The sequence below is a fragment of the Hydrogenophaga sp. UC242_50 genome (genome assembly GCF_042697355.1).
In the GTDB taxonomy this organism is placed as follows: Bacteria; Pseudomonadota; Gammaproteobacteria; order Burkholderiales; family Burkholderiaceae_C; genus Hydrogenophaga.
This window is the reverse complement of record NZ_CP170553.1, coordinates 4,452,630-4,469,058: the sequence shown is the minus strand read 5'-3', so window position 1 is coordinate 4,469,058 and position 16,429 is coordinate 4,452,630. Positions and strand designations below refer to the sequence as shown.

Below are 16,429 nucleotides of genomic sequence, written 5' to 3'. Positions count from 1 at the left end.
TCAGGCAGGAAGGGCCTGTCAGAATTGTGGTGGAGGCGGCAACGCCTGTCTCGCGCTGAATGACCAACAACCATCTCAAAAGCGACATCGCCATCTCACCCCGGCCCCCGGCCCTTTCCGACGTGCTGGACGCGATCGACGCGCAGAACTCACCCATCTTCGCGCGCTCGACCGACTACCCCTCGGGCTGGCACATCGAACCGCACGCGCACGCCAAGCACCAGCTGATCTATGCCGTGCGCGGCGTCATGGTGGTGCAGGCGGAGGCCGGCCGCTGGGTGGTGCCGCCCACGCGCGCGATCTGGATGCAGAGGGGCATGACGCACGAGATCCGCTGCGTCGGCGAGGTGCACATGCGCAGCCTCATGGTGGCGCCGAAGGCCGCGCCCCGGTTGATGGACAGGACGCAGGCCGTCGCCATCTCGCCCCTGCTGCGCGAGCTGATCCGCGCCGCCATGGACGTGCCGCAACCCTACGCGCCAGGCACGCGCGACGGCCGCCTGATGCGCCTCATCCTCGACGAGCTGCGGGCCCTGCCGGTGCTGCCCCTGTACCTGCAGATGCCCACCGACCCCCGGCTGCTGCAGATCGCCGCGGTGCTGCAACGCCGGCCGGACGACCCGTCCACCATGGCCGACTGGGCACGGCGCCTGGCCATCGACGTGAAGACCATCCAGCGGCTCTTCATCAAGGACACCGGCATGACCTTCGCCCAGTGGCGACAGCAGGCGCGGCTGCTGCGCGCGCTGGAGCGATTGCGCAGCCGGCGAGAAGGTCATCGACGTGGCGCTCGCACTCGGTTACGAGAGCCCGAGCGCCTTCGCGGCCATGTTCCGCAAACACTTCGGTCAGACACCGAGCCAGTTTTTTCTGGAAGCCTGAACAGCGACGCGATGACGGAACCAGGCGGCCAGAGGAGGGTGGTGGAGACGAGGAGGATCGAACTCCCGACCTTCGCATTGCGAACGCGACGCTCTCCCAGCTGAGCTACGTCCCCAGAGGCCGAAATGGTAGCAAGAACGCTCAGTTCATGCCATTGCGGCGAGCCAATTCGACGAACAGCGCGGCGTGGTCCATGTCGGCCAGGCCGTGGTTCCCGGCCTGGGCGTAGAGCTGCTCGAACAGGCCGGTGATCGGCGCCTCGAAGCCGATCTCTGCGGCCGTTGCGCAGCGCGTTGCGCATGTCCTTCAACTGCACCGCGATCGCGGCGCGCTTGGTGAAGTCGCGTTCCACCATGCGCTGGCCGTGCACCTGCAGGATGCGGCTGTCGGCGAAGCCGCCGCTGATGGCCTGCCGGACCTTGCCCATGTCGGCGCCGCCTTTCTCGCACAGCAGCAGGGCCTCGGCCACCGCGCCGATGGTGATGCCCACGATCATCTGGTTGGCCAGTTTGGCGAGCTGGCCCGCGCCGTGCGGCCCCACGTGCACGGCCTTGCCCAGCAGTTCGAACGCCGGCAGCGCGCGCTCGAAGTCGGCCGCCTCGCCGCCAGCCATGATGGCCAGCGTGCCCTGCTCGGCGCCGACCGTGCCACCCGACACCGGCGCATCGAGGTGGCGCACGCCCTGGCTGGCGAGCCGCGCCGCGTGCTCGCGCGCCTGGCGCGGCTGGATGGACGACATGTCCACCACCAGCGTGCCGGGCCGCAGGCCGGCGGTGGTGCCTTGCTGGAACAGCACGTCCTCCACCACGCCGCCGTGTTCGAGCAGGGTGATCACGAGGTCGGCCTGGGCCACGGCCTCGGCGGGCGTGTCGGCCACGGTGGCGCCGAAGGGCTGGAGCCGCTCGGCCTTGGCGCGCGAGCGGTTCCACACGCTGACCTGGCAACCGGCTTCGCAGAGGCGGCGCGCCATGGGAAAGCCCATCATGCCGATGCCGAGCACGGCGATGCGGGTGGGCAGGGGTGGGGTGCTGGTGGTGTCGGTGTTCACGTGCGGGCCTGGGGATGGGGATGAAAGGGTGCCGGCAGGATACGTGCCCGGCATGGCAATGGGTCACATTCTTGGCAAAAACCCCATGACACAATGCGCGCGATGAAGACCACAGCCCCCTACGACGCCGAATGGCTCGAGCGCGAGTACAACAACCGGGCCCGGGTGCCGGAACACCCGGTGCATTTCGAGCGTTGGGCGCGCGACTCGGCGGTGGCCCGTGAAGGTGGTCGTGCCTTGATCGATGTGAGCTACGGCCATGGGGCGGGCGAGACGCTGGACATTTTTCCCGCGCCGCGCCAGGCCGGCAAACCACCGGCGCCGGTGCTGGTGTTCATCCACGGGGGCTGGTGGCGCAGCCTGGACAAGTCCGACCACTCTTTCATCGCGCCGCCGTTCGTGCAGCGCGGGGCCTGTGTGGTGGTGCCGAACTACGCGCTGTGCCCGGCGGTGACGATTCCCGAGATCACCTTGCAGATGGTGCGTGCGCTGGCCTGGGTGCACCGCCACATCGGGGCGCATGGTGGGGACCCGCACCGCATCACGGTGGTGGGGCATTCGGCCGGTGCTCATCTCGCGGCGATGATGCTGGCGTGCGACTGGTCGCTGGTGGGGGACGACCTGCCGCTGGCTTTGGTGAAGAACGCGCTGGGCATGTCGGGTCTGTACGACCTGGAGCCGGTGATGCACACGCCATCGGTGCAGGCGTCTTTGCGGTTGTCGGCGGAGCAGGTCGGCCAAGGCCAGTCCGTCGCGTCTGCCCGCGCCGTTGGTGCGCGAGGGGCGTGGGCAGTTGACGGCCATGGTGGGGGCGCTGGAGAGCAGCGAGTTCCTGCGCCACAACCGGTTGATCCAGTCGGCTTGGGGTGAGCGGGTGGTGCCGGTGTGTGAGGCGCTTCCGGGCCTCAACCACTTCAGCATCGTGGATGCCTTGGCCGATCCTCGGCAGCGGTTGCATCAGGCGGTGCGGTCGCTTCTCTCCGTCTGAGTTTTTTTCTCTCTCCGGGTGACGCCGGTCCTCGGCGAGCGGGGTGGCCGGCTCCGCTCATGTCCCCCGAACCGGCTGCGCCGGTTCTCCTCCTTTACTTCGCTGCGCCGGCCACCCCGCTCGCCGAGGACCTCGTGGTACTCGGTCCGTGGGCGTGCCAGCATTGCTTCGGCTCAGGAGTGCCGGGCGTTCTGCGCAGCGGGGTAAAGGAGGAGGCGGCACCAGCCGCCGGGGGACACCCACGGAGCAGAGCGCCGGACGCTCCCGAGCCCGCGAAAGCAGGGCGCGCGAAACGCCCCGAAAGAGATCACATCAAGAGGTGCTCACCCGCGTTGTCCCCACCCAGGATCACGTAGTTGACCTTGCGGACATCCATGAGCTTGGTGCCACCGGCGTAGCTGATCGAGCTCTGCACGTCCTGCTCCATCTCCACCAGCGTGTCCGCCAGCGAGCCCTTGATCGGCTCCAGGATGCGCTTGCCCTCCACGTGCTTGTACTCGCCCTTGTTGAAATCGCTGGCCGAGCCGTAGTACTCCTTGTAGCGCACCCCGTCCTCTTCCACCGTCAAACCCGGCGACTCCTCATGGCCCGCGAACAGCGAACCGATCATCACCATCGACGCCCCGAAACGGATGCTCTTGGCAATGTCGCCATGGCTGCGGATACCGCCGTCGGCAATGATCGGCTTGGTCGCCACGCGCGCGCACCACTTCAGCGCCGACAACTGCCAGCCACCCGTGCCGAAACCCGTCTTCAGCTTGGTGATGCACACCTTGCCCGGGCCCACGCCCACCTTGGTCGCGTCCGCGCCCCAGTTCTCCAGGTCGATCACCGCCTCCGGCGTCGCCACGTTGCCCGCGATCACGAAGGACGCCGGCAGCTTCTCCTTCAGATAACGGATCATGTTCTTCACGCTGTCGGCATGGCCGTGCGCGATGTCGATCGTGATGTACTCCGGCACCAGGCCTTCGGCCACCAGCCGGTCCACCGTCGCGTAGTCGGGCGCCTTCACGCCCAGCGAAATCGAGGCGAATACGCCCTCGGCGCGCATGTCGCGCACGAACTGCACGTTGTCCAGGTCGAACCGGTGCATCACGTAGAAGTAACCGTTCTTCGCCAGCCAGGTGCAGATCGGCACGTCCACCACCGTCTTCATGTTGGCTGGCACCACCGGCAGGCGGAACTTGCGCCCGCCCAGCTCCACGCCGGCGTCGCATTCCGAACGGCTCTCCACGCGGCACTTGCGCGGCAAAAGCAGGACGTTGTCGTAGTCGAAGATTTCCATTTTGAAACCAAGCTCCAGAAAGCTGTTGTTGAACAGGTGAGCGCTTGGTCTGGCCGGCTTCTCTGGCGATGAGCCAAAAAAAACCGGGCGCAAGAAGCTTGGGCCCGGTGCCCGATTGTAGACGCCCCGGAGAACCCGGGTCGGCCCGCCGGTGAAGCCCTTTTGTTATGAGGTGTATACGGATGCCGGTATGGCCCGCCGGAGGGCGGGCCGCTTCCTACAATCGACCCATGCTGTTCGAAGACCCCGTCGCCCCCTCCGCCTCCCCGCTGCTCGCGGGCCTCAATGCCGAGCAGTCGGCCGCCGTGCTGCTGCCAGCCGAGCATGCGCTCATCCTGGCGGGGGCGGGGTCGGGCAAGACGCGGGTGCTCACCACCCGCATCGCCTGGCTGCTGCAGAGCGGCCAGGTCTCGCCCGGGGGCATCCTGGCCGTGACCTTCACCAACAAGGCCGCCAAGGAAATGATGACGCGCCTCTCGGCCATGCTGCCCATCAACGTGCGCGGCATGTGGATCGGTACCTTCCACGGCCTGTGCAACCGCTTCCTGCGCGCCCACCACAAGCTGGCGAACCTGCCGGCCACCTTCCAGATCCTGGACACGCAGGACCAGCTCTCGGCCATCAAGCGGCTGTGCAAGCAGTTCAACGTGGACGACGAGCGCTACCCCCCGAAGCAGATCCAGTACTTCATCAGCGGCTGCAAGGAAGACGGCCAGCGCCCGCGCGACGTGCCCGCGCGCGACGAGGAAACGCGCAAGAAGATCGAGCTGTACGCGCTCTACGAAGAGCAGTGCCAGCGCGAGGGCGTGGTGGACTTCGGCGAGCTCATGCTGCGCAGCTACGAGGTGCTGCGCGACAACGACCCGGTGCGCGAGCACTACCAGCGGCGCTTCCGCCACATCCTGATCGACGAGTTCCAGGACACCAACCGCCTGCAGTACGCCTGGATCAAGATGTTCAGCGCGCCGCCGCTCGAAGGCCTCACCTCCCCGGGCAACGCGGTGTTCGCCGTGGGCGACGACGACCAGAGCATCTACGCCTTCCGCGGCGCGCGCGTGGGCAACATGGCCGACTTCGTGCGCGAGTTCAATGTGCGCCACCAGATCAAGCTGGAGCAGAACTACCGCAGCGTGAGCAACATCCTGGACTCGGCCAACCAGCTCATTAGCCACAACACGCACCGCCTGGGCAAGAACCTGCGCACCGACGCGGGCGCGGGCGAGCCGGTGCGCGTGTTCGAGGCCACCAGCGATTTCGCCGAGGCGCAATGGATGGTGGACGAGATGAAGCAGCTCGCGCGCGAAGGCATGCCGCGCAGCGAGATGGCCGTGCTCTACCGCAGCAACGCGCAAAGCCGCGTGGTGGAGACCGCCTTGTTCAACGCCGCCGTGCCGTACCGCGTGTACGGTGGCCTGCGCTTCTTCGAGCGCGCCGAAATCAAGCACGCGCTGGCCTACCTGCGGCTGCTGGAGAACGCTCACGACGACACCAGCTTCCTGCGCGTGGTCAATTTCCCGCCGCGCGGCATCGGCGCGCGCAGCATCGAGCAACTGCAGGACGTGGCGCGCGCCTCGGGCTGTTCATTGCACGACGCGGTGAGTGCCGTCACCGGCCGTGCCGGCGTGGCCGTGAGCGCCTTCGTGGCCAAGCTCGACGTGATGCGCGAGCAGACCGAAGGGCGCACGCTGCGCGAGATCATCGAGCTGGTGCTGGCCCACAGCGGCCTGATCGAGCACTACCGGGGCGAGCGCGAAGGGCAGGACCGGGTGGAAAACCTGGAGGAACTGGTGAACGCGGCCGAGAGCTTCGTGAGCATCGAAGGCTTCGGCCGCGATGCCGTGGCCCTGCCGGTGGACGAGCTGGGCAAGCCCCTCACGCAGAGCCCGGTGAGCCAGGGACTGGACCCGAACCTGCCGGTGGTGGACGAACCCCTGGCGCCCGACGCCGAAACCGGCGAGACGCTCAGCCCGCTCGCGGCCTTCCTCACGCACGCCGCGCTGGAGTCCGGCGACAACCAGGCCCAGGCCGGGCAGGACGCGGTGCAGCTCATGACGGTGCACGCGGCCAAGGGCCTGGAGTTCGACTGCGTGTTCATCACCGGCATGGAAGAAGGCCTGTTCCCGCACGAGAACTCGATGAGCGACCGCGACGGCCTGGAGGAAGAGCGCCGCCTGATGTATGTGGCGATCACGCGCGCGCGCAAGCGCCTGTACCTCAGCCATTCGCAGACGCGCATGCTGCACGGCCAGACGCGCTACAACCTCAAGAGCCGCTTCTTCGACGAGCTGCCCGAGGAATGCCTGAAGTGGCTCACGCCGCCGCAGCCGGCCTGGTCCGCGCCCATGGGCGGCGGTGGTGGGGGTCAGTGGCAGAACGGGCGGCGCGGTTTCGGCGGTGCACCGGCCGCGCTCCAGCCTTCGTGGTCACCGGGCTTCAAGGAGCGCGGCGATCCCAAGGGCCTGGGTCAGACCGCGCCCGAGCCCGACCGGGGCACCGAGATCCGCGCCGGCCTGGCCGTGTTCCACAACAAGTTCGGCGAGGGCAAGGTGCTGGCGGTGGAGGGCGCGGGCGACGACGCGCGCGCGCAGGTGAACTTCACGCGCCACGGCACGAAGTGGCTGGCCCTCAGCGTCGCCAAGCTCACCCCGATCTGAACCCTGCCGTTCAGGTGCCGACCACGCCGCCGTCGTTCTTCGTGATCACGATGGTGGCGGAACGCGGGCGCTTGCCCGCGCCGTAGCCCGCGCTCGAAGGCCACTGGCTCTCGAACTTCGTCGGGTCGTTCACGTCGGCCATCTTGGTGTTCTCGCCTGCGTGCTGGATGTTCACGAAGATCGCGCGGCCGTCGGGCGTTTCGGTGATGCCGGTGATCTCCGCGCCCTTGGGGCCCACCAGGAAACGCTTGAGCGTGGCCGGGGTCTGCGCCTTGCCCACGTGCGTGGTCACTTGGCGGTCGCCATGGCTCAGGGTCTTGCGCGCGCCGTCGCCACGCTGACCGGGCAGGGCGGCCAGCAGCATGCAGTTGGTCTTGTCGGTGTAGGCGCCGTCGTCGGTCTGGATCCAGCACACGCCCGTGGCCTTGCTGAACACCAGGCCGTCGGGCGAAGAGAGGTCGTTCTCGTCGCTCAGGTTGGAGAGGTTGATGGTCGACTTGTCGGCATCCGCTTCGGCCGCGAAGAGGTAGATGTCCCACTGGAAGGCCGCGTCCGCCGGGGCCTTCTCGGCCAGGCGCACGATGTGGCCGTTCACGTTGCCCTTCTGTTCCTTGCCGGCTTTCAGGTCGGTGTAGGCGCGCGGGTTCGCGGCATCGGCCGTGGCCGGGGTGCGGTTGCTGTTGTTGGTGAGGGTGATGTAGACCTCGCCGTTCTTCGGGTTCACGCCGGCCCACTCGGGGCGGTCCATCTTGGTGGCGCCCACGGCGTCGGCCGCGAGGCGGGTGAAGATGGCGACGTCGGCCTCGTTCTTGAACTCGAAGTAGGAGCTGCCGGCGATCACCGGGTTGTCCATCGAGAGCTCCAGCCATTCGCCGCTGCCGTCGTCCTTGAAGCGCGCCACGAACAGCGTGCCCTTGTCGAGGTACTTGTCGCCGGCGGCCAGGCGGTTGGCGGGCTTGGCGTCGGCGGGGTCCCACTTGGCGGCCGAGACGAATTTGTAGATGTACTCGCCGCGCGAGTCGTCGCCCATGTAGGCCACCACCGGCTGGCCGGCGCTCACGCGCGCGAAGGTCGCGTTCTCGTGGCCCAGGCGGCCCAGCGCGGTGCGCTTGCGCAGCACGCTGGCCGGGTTGTAGGGGTCGAGTTCGACGATGTAGCCGAAGGTGTTCATCTCGTTGCGGAAGTCGTCCTTGGCGCTGGCGCCCACGGCGCCGTTGTTCCAGCGCGTGTAGGTGTCGCTGGCGCCGCCGCTTTCCCAGCCGTGGCGGCTGGCCGCGCCGGCCTTGCGGCCGTAGCGGTTGAGGGCCTGGACCTGCTTGTCCTTCTTGCGCGCGTCGTCGTCCTTGGCGTCGCGGAAGAAGTAGCCGAACCAGTTCTCTTCGCCCGAGATGTAGGTGCCCCAGGGCGTGCGGCCGGTGCCGCAGTTGTTGAGCGTGCCGCGCGCCTGCGTGCCGTCGGTGCTGAAGCGGGTCACCAGGTGTTCGCTGCCGCGCGCCGGGCCGTGGATGGCGACGGGCGTCAGGGTGGTCACGCGGCGGTTGAAGGTCGAGGCCTGCTTCGTGGCCCAGGCCTTGCCGTCGGTCTGCACCTCGACCACGGACAGGCCGTGGATCATGAGTTCCTTGTCGATCTCGGCCGCCGGGCGGGGCAGGGTGGCCGTGCCGCCGTTGGCGTGGATGAAGAAGGAGCTGAGCTTTTCGTCGGTGGTGGCTTCGTGGTTCATGGCCAGCAGGCCGCGCGAGGCGAAGCTGTCCGAGGGCTGGCCGGCCGCGTCCAGGCCGAACCATTCGATGCCGTCGTGGTGGTCACCGGCGCGCTGGCCGAAGTCGGTGTCGGTGCCGTCGTTCTTGAAGGCCGGGGTGCTGGCGGTGAGCGGGTCGCCCAGCGCGTAGATGACGCGCGCGGTGTAGCCCGGGGGCACGGTCACCTGGTCCGCCATGGTCTTGCGCAGCGGGGGTGAAGCCCAGGCTGTGCACCGGCGAGGCAGGGCCTGCGGTGGCGCAGCCGCTCAGGGCCGCCGCGCCGCCCAGGGCGGCGGTGCCCGCTGTGCCCACGCCGCCACGCAGCAGGCTGCGGCGGCTCAGGCGGGCCTGCAGCACGCTGTCGAAGGCGGGGTTGCTGCTGGTGTTGGAGTCTTCGTCGTTGAAGTGGTCGTGGGACATGGTGATTCTGATGGGGTGGGGGGTACCGGCGCATCATGTGCAAGACGTGTGAAAATTCCGTGACAGCCATGAACACGACCACCCCCATCACCCTCTTTCACAACCCCGCCTGCGGGACTTCGCGCAACACGCTCGCCCTGATCCGCGAGCGCGGCCTGGAGCCGCAGGTCATCGAGTACCTCAAGACCCCGCCCAGCCGCCAGACCCTGAAGCAGCTCGCGGCGGCCACGGGCGGTTCGGTGCGCACCATCGTGCGCACCAAGGCCGCGCCTTACGAAGAACTCGGTCTGGCCGATCCGAAGTGGAGCGACGAGCAGTTGCTCGACTTCATGGAGCAGCATCCCATCCTGCTGAACCGGCCCATCGTGGTCACGCCGCTGGGCACGCGCGTGTGCCGCCCGGCCGAGACCGTGCTCGAGATCCTGCCGCCGGCCTGATCAGCCGGCAGCCGCCGCGCGCCGCAGCAGGGCTTCGCCCATGCGGATGCGGTGGCCCGTGTCCACGCCCTCGCACAGGGCGAAGCCCGGTGGCGTGAACACCAGGATGGTCGAACCGTGTTCGAACCAGCCCATCTCCTCGCCCTTGTCGTAGCGCGCGTCGCAGGGCAGCTCGTGCGGCCCCCGGTATTGCGCGTTGAGCGCCACGTCCACCGCGCGCAGCCGCATGCTGGCCACCAAGATGGCGGCCACCGGCACCAGCAGCAGCGGCGTGCCGTCGGCCAGGCGCGCGTGCAGCGCGGCGCGCTCGTTCTTGCAGAACAGGCGCTCGATGCGTTGGAGCGCGATGGGGTTCACGTTCCAGGTGTCGCCGCTGTGGTAGGTCACGTGCTCCAGCGCCAGCGCGGCGGGCGCGTGGAAGCGGTGGTACATGCTGGAGGTGAGTCGTAAGGTGACATAGCTGCCGCCGCGCAGTGTGTCGATCATGGCGCGCGCGCGCGGATCGGGGCCCAGCAGGTCGGTGAGCGGGTATGGGAAGCCCTTGGCCTGGAACACCTGGGCGCCCGGGTCGTCGCCGATGCGCCCGCAGGCGCCCACGATGGCGTCGCAGGGGCTGGCCAGCACCTCGGGGCTCGGGTCGACCGGCCGCAGGCCTGGCTTGAGTTCGCGCACGAAGCAGTCGTGCAGGCTGTGGAACGAGGTCTTCTTCGCCTCGCTCAGGTCGATGTCGGTGAAGGTGCGCCACACCGCCATGGAAGCGTCGCGCACCCAGGGGTGGCGGATGCGGCTGAACCAGCCCATGAAGCGCGTGAGCGCCGCGCGCGGCACGCGGTTGGTGAGCAGGAAGTTGATGTCTTCGTTGAGCGCGAGGCGCTGCAGCTGTCTTGAAAGATTCATACGTGCGTCATGTGGGAGACCTACAAACGACACACATCAACCGCCCTGGAGCGCTTGCCGCATGTCCTACCTTCCTTACGCCTTGCCCCTGGGTTCGCTGGTGCTGGCCCTGCCGTACCTGCGGCAGCGCCTGCAGCTTTCGCGGGCCAAACACCGCTCGCTGGCCGGCCATTCGCGCATCGCCAAGCGCCTGGCGACCTGGTTGCCCGGCTACGCCTACGACGAGGCGCGTTTCTTCGATTGCGATGGCGCGCCGGGCGACATCGCCAAGCTGCGCCGCGCCTCGTTCGACACGCTCGCCGCCGGCTTCGCCCAGCGCTACGAGAAGACCCTGGCGCTGAGCGCCGAAGCGCGCGAAGGCCTGGCCGACCTGCAGTTCACCGGCAGTTACCGCGTGCCCTTCCAGTTCAGCCCCATCGTGCGCGAGCGGCTCAAGGTGGGCGCCTTCGTGCAGTCCGCCGAGGGCAGCCACGTGACCGACCTGGACGGCAACCGCTTCATCGACCTCACGGGCTCCTACGGCGTCAACGTGTTCGGCGTGGACTTCTACAAGGCCTGCATGGCCGAGGGCGCGCGCATCGGCGAGTCGCTGGGCCCGGTGCTCGGCGCCTACCACCCCTGCGTGGCGGACAACATCGCGCGCCTGAAGGCGATCTCGGGCCAGGACCAGGTGTCGTTCCACATGTCGGGCACCGAGGCGGTGATGCAGGCCGTGCGGCTGGCCCGCTACCACACGCGGCGCAAGAACCTGGTGCGCTTCTGCGGCGCGTACCACGGCTGGTGGGAAGACGTGCAGCCCGGCCCCGGCAACCCGATGCCGCCGCGCGAGACCTACACCCTGAAGGACATGGACGAGAAAAGCCTGCAGGTGCTGCGCACGCGGCGCGACATCGCCTGCGTGCTGGTCAACCCGCTGCAAGCCCTGCACCCGAACCGCAACGCGCCCGGCGACTCCACCCTGGTGGACGGCAGCCGCAGCGCGGGCTACGACCGCGCGGCCTACACCGCGTGGCTGAAACAACTGCGCGAGGTCTGCACCGAGCGCGGCATCGTGCTGATCTTCGATGAGGTCTTCCTGGGCTTTCGCCTCGCGCCCGGTGGCGCGCAGCAATACTTCGGTGTGCGCGCCGACCTGGTCACCTACGGCAAGACGCTGGCCGGGGGCTACCCCGTGGGCGTGGTCTGCGGCCGGGCCGATCTGATGAAGCGCTTTCGGCCCGAGCGCCCGGCCGACGTGTGCTTCGCGCGCGGCACCTTCAACGCGCACCCCTACGTGATGGGTGGCATGAACGCCTTCCTGCGCCGCCTGCAGACGCCGGAGATCCAGGCCTTGTACGAGGACCAGGACACGAAGTGGGACGCGCGCGCGAAGCGCTTCAACGACACCATGGCCGCCGAGGGCTTCCCGGTGCGCGCGGCGAACCTGCAGAGCATCTGGACGCTCACCTACACCGAACCCGGTCGTTACCACTGGATGCTCCAGTACTTCCTGCGCTGGCATGGGCTGGCCTTGAGCTGGGTGGGCACGGGGCGGCTGATCTTCGGTTTGAACCTGCACGACGGCGACTTCGAGGAGGTGCTGCGGCGCTTCGTGGCCGCCGCGCGGGACATGCAGACCCAGGGTTGGTGGTGGCGCGCGCCGGAACTGACGCACAAGGCGATCCGGCGCCAGGTGCTGCGCGAGATGTGGCAGCACCTGGGGCGCTGAGGGCTCAGCTGCGCTGGGCGATGCCGGGTCGATCAGCTGGCCGCGCATCAGGTACAGCGGCGCCTTGTAGTACAGCTTGATGTCGTGGAACGGGTCGGTGAGGATCTTGGTCATCCACACCAGGCCGGTCTTCACGTCAGCGATGAAGAACAGGTGCACGGTGCGGAACAGCAGGCCGCCCACGCCCAGCGCGAGCCACAGCGCGCCCACCTGGCGGATGAACGACATGCCGTCCGTGTGCGGCTCGAACAGGCCGAACACGCCGGGAGCGGCCCACACCAGCAGCGGCGTGCCGGCCCACAGGGCCATCAGCACCACCTTGCGGCGCAGGTTGTAACCGACCTTGATCTCTTCCTTGTGTTCGTGCGTGGCCTGGTTCACGTGGTCGTAGCCCTTGGGCTCGAAGAAGAAATGGCCGGCCTGGCGGCTGGTCATGGACACGAGCCAGGCGATCAGCGCCGACAGCACGGGGTCGGTCCACAGCAGGGCATAAGCCACCACGAAGCTCATGGCGCTGATGAAGTGCAGCGTCTGGTTGATGCGGCTGTGGTGGTAATAGCGGTGGTCGTCCCAGCGCTGGACTTCAAGGGTCTTGAAAAAATCGTTCACGGTGGCTCCAGAGGGTTGCTAGGGGTGGCGTCAAACGCCTGTCATGTTGGTTCGCGCGTGTGAAAACCCGGTGACAGCCGCGCGCTGTCATCAGACTGTTGCAATGCCCCGGGAAGATGGCCGCATGACCGAAGTGCACTTAGATCAGATCCTGGTGGAGGAATACCCGGCCAGCAGCCCCTCGATGCGCCTGTCGGTGGTGACCGAGACCTGGCCGCCCGAAATCAATGGCGTCTCGCTCACGCTCTCGAAGCTGGTGCAGGGCCTGTGCGCGCGCAACCACCAGGTGCAGCTGATCCGGCCGCGCCAGACGCGGGCGGACGAGGCGCTGCAGCACACCGGTTTCGAGGAATTGCTGATGCGCGGCATGCCGATCCCGCGTTACCCCGAGCTCAAGCTCGGCCTGCCGGGCAAGCGCGCGCTGATCCAGGCCTGGACGCTCAAGCGGCCCGACCTGGTGCACATCGCCACCGAAGGGCCGCTGGGCTGGTCGGCGCTGCAGGCCGCGCGCCGCCTGCGCCTGCCGGTCACGTCCGACTTCCGCACCAACTTCCATGCCTACAGCCAGCACTACGGCGTGGGCTGGCTGCGCAAGCCCATCGTGGCCTATCTGCGCAAGTTCCACAACCTCACGCGGCTCACCATGGTGCCCACCCAGGCGCTGCGCGCCGAACTCATGGCAGGGGGCTTCAACAACGTGCAGGTGGTCGCGCGCGGCGTGGACACGCAGCTGTTCCGGCCCGACCGCCGCAGCGAGGCGTTGCGCGCGCAATGGGGCGCCACCGCCAACAGCCTGGTGCTGCTGGTCGTGGGGCGCCTGGCCGCCGAGAAGAACCTGGACATGGTGCTGCGCGCCTTCGAGGCGATGCAGGCGGCCCACCCCGATGTGAAGCTGGTCTTCGTGGGCGACGGGCCTTTGCGCGAGAGCCTGCGCCAGCGCTGTCCGCAGGCGGTGTTCGCGGGCATGCGGCGGCACGAGGAACTGGCCACGTACTACGCCTCGGCCGATCTCTTCCTGTTCCCCAGCGTCACCGAGACCTTCGGCAACGTGACCATCGAGGCCCTGGCCAGCGGGCTGCCCGTGCTGGCCTTCGACACCGCGGCCGCGGCCGACTGGGTGCGGCACGAGGCCAACGGCTGGCTGGTGCCGCTGGGCGACGACGAGGCCTACCCGGCCCTGGCCGCCGGCCTGGCGCGCGATCCCGCGCGCCTGGCGCAGGCCAGCACGCTCGCGTGCGCCCAGGTGGCGCAGCTCGACTGGCAGCAGATCGCGCTGCAGGTGGAGGCGCTGTTCCTGCAGACGCTGGGCACGCCGGCGAGCCCGGTGGTCGCCGCGCGTCGCCACACCTTGCCCGCCGTGTGAAGGCTTGATGACAACGCGTTTGCCGAAGCGCGTTGCTCGGTCATTGCGACAGTCACGGAAGGGTCATGTGGGACACACACACTGCGGATGCATTTTTTTGTAACCCCGGAGCGACCATGTCCCACCACGATCCCGAAGAAAACCTCAACGACTCCCCGAACGAACACTTCCAGCAGGTGCTGGAACGCGCCACGCTGTCCCGCCGCAACCTGATCCGCGGTGGCGTGGGCCTGGCCGCCGTCTCGTCCATTCCCTTCCTGGCCGCGTGTGGTGGCGGCAGCGATGCGCCCGCTCCGGCCCCCGCACCCGCTCCGGCCCCGGGCCTGGGCTTCACGGCCATCGACAAGAGCCTGCTCGACGACGTGATCCTGCCCGCCGGCTACACCTACAAGGTGGTGCACGCCACCGGTGACCGCCTGGTCTCCAGCATCCCGGCTTACACCAACCTCGGTACCGAGACCGACGAATGGACCATGCGCGTGGGCGACCACCACGACGGCATGGACCTGTTCTACGTCAACGGCAGCGGCAACTACTCGGCCACAGAGACCACGCGCGCGCTGCTCGTGATGAACCACGAGAGCTCGGCCGATGCGCACTTCTTCCACCCCAGCGGCCAGACCTCGGGCGGCGTGGCGGGCAAGAAGTTCAGCCAGTTCGACAGCTGGGACCTGGGCGTGCGGCCCGAGCTGGAAGTGCTCAAGGAAATCAACCACCACGGCGTGTCGGTGGTGGAAGTGGGCAAGAACGGCGCTGGCCAGTGGGAATACAAGCTGGACTCGCTCTACAACCGCCGCGTCACCGGCCAGTCGCTCATGCGCATCGACGGCCCGGCCGCGCACCTGGCGGCCATCAAGAGCTTCATGGTGACGGCCTACGACACCACCGGCGCCACCTCGCGCGGCACGCTGAACAACTGCGGCCACGGCAAGACGCCCTGGGGCACCTACCTGGCTTGCGAAGAAAACTGGGCTGCCTATTTCTTCATGCCCGGTGGTTCGGTGGACGTGGACGCCAAGACCAAGGCCTCGCGCCTGCGTTATGGCGTGATGCGCGCGCCCAATGCCGGCGCCACCGCCGGCTCGCAAGGCTGGTCCAACACCGCCACGGCCGCCACCGACAACCGCTTCGGCCGCTGGGACGTGTCGGCACCCGGCGCCACCGCCGCGCAGGACTTCCGCAACGAGCCCAACACCTTCGGCTACATCGTCGAGATCGACCCGCTGACCAGCGGCACGCCCGCCAAACGCGTGGCCCTGGGCCGCTTCGCGCACGAGGCCGCGGTCTGTGGCATTCCGGTGGTCGGCCAGCCGCTGGCCTTCTACATGGGTTGCGATTCGCGCAACGAGTACATCTACAAGTTCGTCTCCGCCGCCGTGTGGCGCGCTTCCGACGTGGGCGGTGGCATGGCCGCCGGTGACCGCTACCTCAACGAAGGCAAGCTGTACGTCGCGAAGTTCAACGACAACGGCAGCGGCGAGTGGATCGAGCTCAACATCGCCAACCCGCTGATCAGCGGCTACGCCACCTACGTCTTCGCCAACCAGGCCGACGTGCTGATCAACGCGCGCCACGCCGCCGACGCCGTCGGCGCCACCAAGATGGACCGCCCGGAGTGGGGCGCGGTGAACCCGGCCAATGGCGAGATCTACTTCACCATGACCAACAGCAACGCGGCCAGCCGTCCGGTGACCGGCACCAACGGCGCCAACCCGCGTTCGTACGCCGACAACGACGGTCGCGCACAGACCGGCAACCCCAACGGCCACATCGTGCGCTTCAAGGAAACCGCCGGCGCGTCCTCGGCCACCTCCTTCAAGTGGGACATCTTCCTGTTCGGCGCGGAAGCCGATGCGGGCGCGAACATCAACCTCTCGGGCCTGACCGCGAAGAACGACTTCTCGTCGCCCGACGGCCTGTGGTTCAGCAAGGCCACCGGCATCTGCTGGATCCAGACCGACGACGGCGCCTACACCGACCAGAGCAACTGCATGCTGCTGGCCGCGATTCCGGGCGCGGTGGGCGATGGCAGTGCGATCACGGTGAACAACAGCCTGGGCGGTGTCAACGGCACGCAGAACACCTTCATCGGCGCCGCGCTGGGGGAGGCCAAGCTGCGCCGCTTCATGGTCTCGCCCAAGGGCGCGGAAGTCACGGGCATCACCGAGTCGGCCGACGGCCGCGCGATCTTCGTGAACATCCAGCACCCGGGCGAGAACACGCCCGCGCTGGGCGCCGGTCCGTTCGCTTTCCAGAGCCAGTGGCCGGGCAACTCGCCCAGCGCGCCTTACGGCCCGCTGGGCCGCCCGCGTTCGGCCACCATCGTCATCACCCGCACCGACGGCGGCGTGATCGGCCTCTGACGCCTTCGGGCGACTGAAGAAAAAAGCCCGGCT

9 protein-coding genes, 1 tRNA gene and 4 pseudogenes are annotated in these 16,429 nt (G+C 68.2%); 9 read left to right on the top strand and 5 right to left on the bottom strand.

Translation table 11 applies throughout. The features are described from left to right. Positions 1-59: 59 nt before the first annotated feature. Together ACFJGX_RS22795 and ACFJGX_RS22790 are read left to right on the top strand one after the other, a co-directional pair. Positions 60-452: pseudogene (locus tag ACFJGX_RS22795) on the top strand (AraC family ligand binding domain-containing protein); the annotation flags it as partial. Between the two features lie 331 nt (positions 453-783). Then, positions 784-882, top strand: a complete 99-nt coding sequence (locus ACFJGX_RS22790) for a helix-turn-helix domain-containing protein (RefSeq protein ID WP_382323730.1) — start codon at positions 784-786, stop codon at positions 880-882. A gap of 39 nt (positions 883-921) precedes the next feature. On the opposite strand, the gene ACFJGX_RS22785 is transcribed toward ACFJGX_RS22790, so the two are convergent. Further along, a tRNA-Ala gene (locus tag ACFJGX_RS22785) sits at positions 922-997 on the bottom strand. Positions 998-1,023: 26 nt separating this feature from the next. Continuing rightward, positions 1,024-1,867 (bottom strand): annotated as a pseudogene (locus ACFJGX_RS22780) (NAD(P)-dependent oxidoreductase). 165 nt (positions 1,868-2,032) lie between these two features. Between ACFJGX_RS22780 and ACFJGX_RS22775 the strand changes: the two are divergent. Continuing rightward, positions 2,033-2,918, top strand: a pseudogene (locus ACFJGX_RS22775) (alpha/beta hydrolase). 307 nt (positions 2,919-3,225) lie between these two features. On the opposite strand, the gene ACFJGX_RS22770 reads toward ACFJGX_RS22775, so the two are convergent. Next, positions 3,226-4,203 (bottom strand): GMP reductase, encoded by a 978-nt coding sequence (locus tag ACFJGX_RS22770; RefSeq protein ID WP_382159653.1) that lies wholly within the window; start codon positions 4,201-4,203, stop codon positions 3,226-3,228. 230 nt (positions 4,204-4,433) lie between these two features. On the opposite strand from ACFJGX_RS22770, the gene ACFJGX_RS22765 reads away from it, so the two are divergent. After that, on the top strand, positions 4,434-6,857 hold the full coding sequence (locus ACFJGX_RS22765; RefSeq protein ID WP_382327131.1) for a UvrD-helicase domain-containing protein: 2,424 nt from the start codon (positions 4,434-4,436) through the stop codon (positions 6,855-6,857). 10 nt (positions 6,858-6,867) lie between these two features. On the opposite strand, the pseudogene ACFJGX_RS22760 reads toward ACFJGX_RS22765, so the two are convergent. Continuing rightward, positions 6,868-9,019: pseudogene (locus ACFJGX_RS22760) on the bottom strand (PhoX family protein). 68 nt (positions 9,020-9,087) lie between these two features. Here ACFJGX_RS22760 and arsC point away from each other — a divergent pair. Beyond that, positions 9,088-9,456: an arsenate reductase (glutaredoxin) gene (gene arsC, locus ACFJGX_RS22755; protein ID WP_382323733.1), complete on the top strand. Its 369-nt coding sequence runs from the start codon at positions 9,088-9,090 to the stop codon at positions 9,454-9,456. Here arsC and asd read toward each other — a convergent pair whose 3' ends face one another. After that, positions 9,457-10,353 (bottom strand): archaetidylserine decarboxylase, encoded by an 897-nt coding sequence (gene asd / locus ACFJGX_RS22750; protein ID WP_382323734.1) that lies wholly within the window; start codon positions 10,351-10,353, stop codon positions 9,457-9,459. A 61-nt stretch (positions 10,354-10,414) separates the two neighbouring features. On the opposite strand from asd, the gene ACFJGX_RS22745 reads away from it, so the two are divergent. The 4 genes from ACFJGX_RS22745 to ACFJGX_RS22730 all read left to right on the top strand — a co-directional run bounded on the left by ACFJGX_RS22745 (position 10,415) and on the right by ACFJGX_RS22730 (position 16,396). Next, on the top strand, positions 10,415-12,061 hold the full coding sequence (locus ACFJGX_RS22745; protein WP_382323735.1) for an aminotransferase class III-fold pyridoxal phosphate-dependent enzyme: 1,647 nt from the start codon (positions 10,415-10,417) through the stop codon (positions 12,059-12,061). Between the two features lie 84 nt (positions 12,062-12,145). Continuing rightward, entirely contained in the window at positions 12,146-12,733 is a 588-nt protein-coding gene (locus ACFJGX_RS22740; RefSeq protein ID WP_382327129.1) for a hypothetical protein, read from the top strand. Between the two features lie 61 nt (positions 12,734-12,794). Next, positions 12,795-14,033, top strand: coding sequence for a glycosyltransferase family 4 protein (locus ACFJGX_RS22735; RefSeq protein ID WP_382327127.1), 1,239 nt, complete (start codon positions 12,795-12,797; stop codon positions 14,031-14,033). A 116-nt stretch (positions 14,034-14,149) separates the two neighbouring features. Next, complete coding sequence (locus ACFJGX_RS22730) at positions 14,150-16,396, top strand: PhoX family protein (RefSeq protein ID WP_382323736.1); 2,247 nt, start codon at positions 14,150-14,152, stop codon at positions 16,394-16,396. Positions 16,397-16,429: the final 33 nt, after the last annotated feature.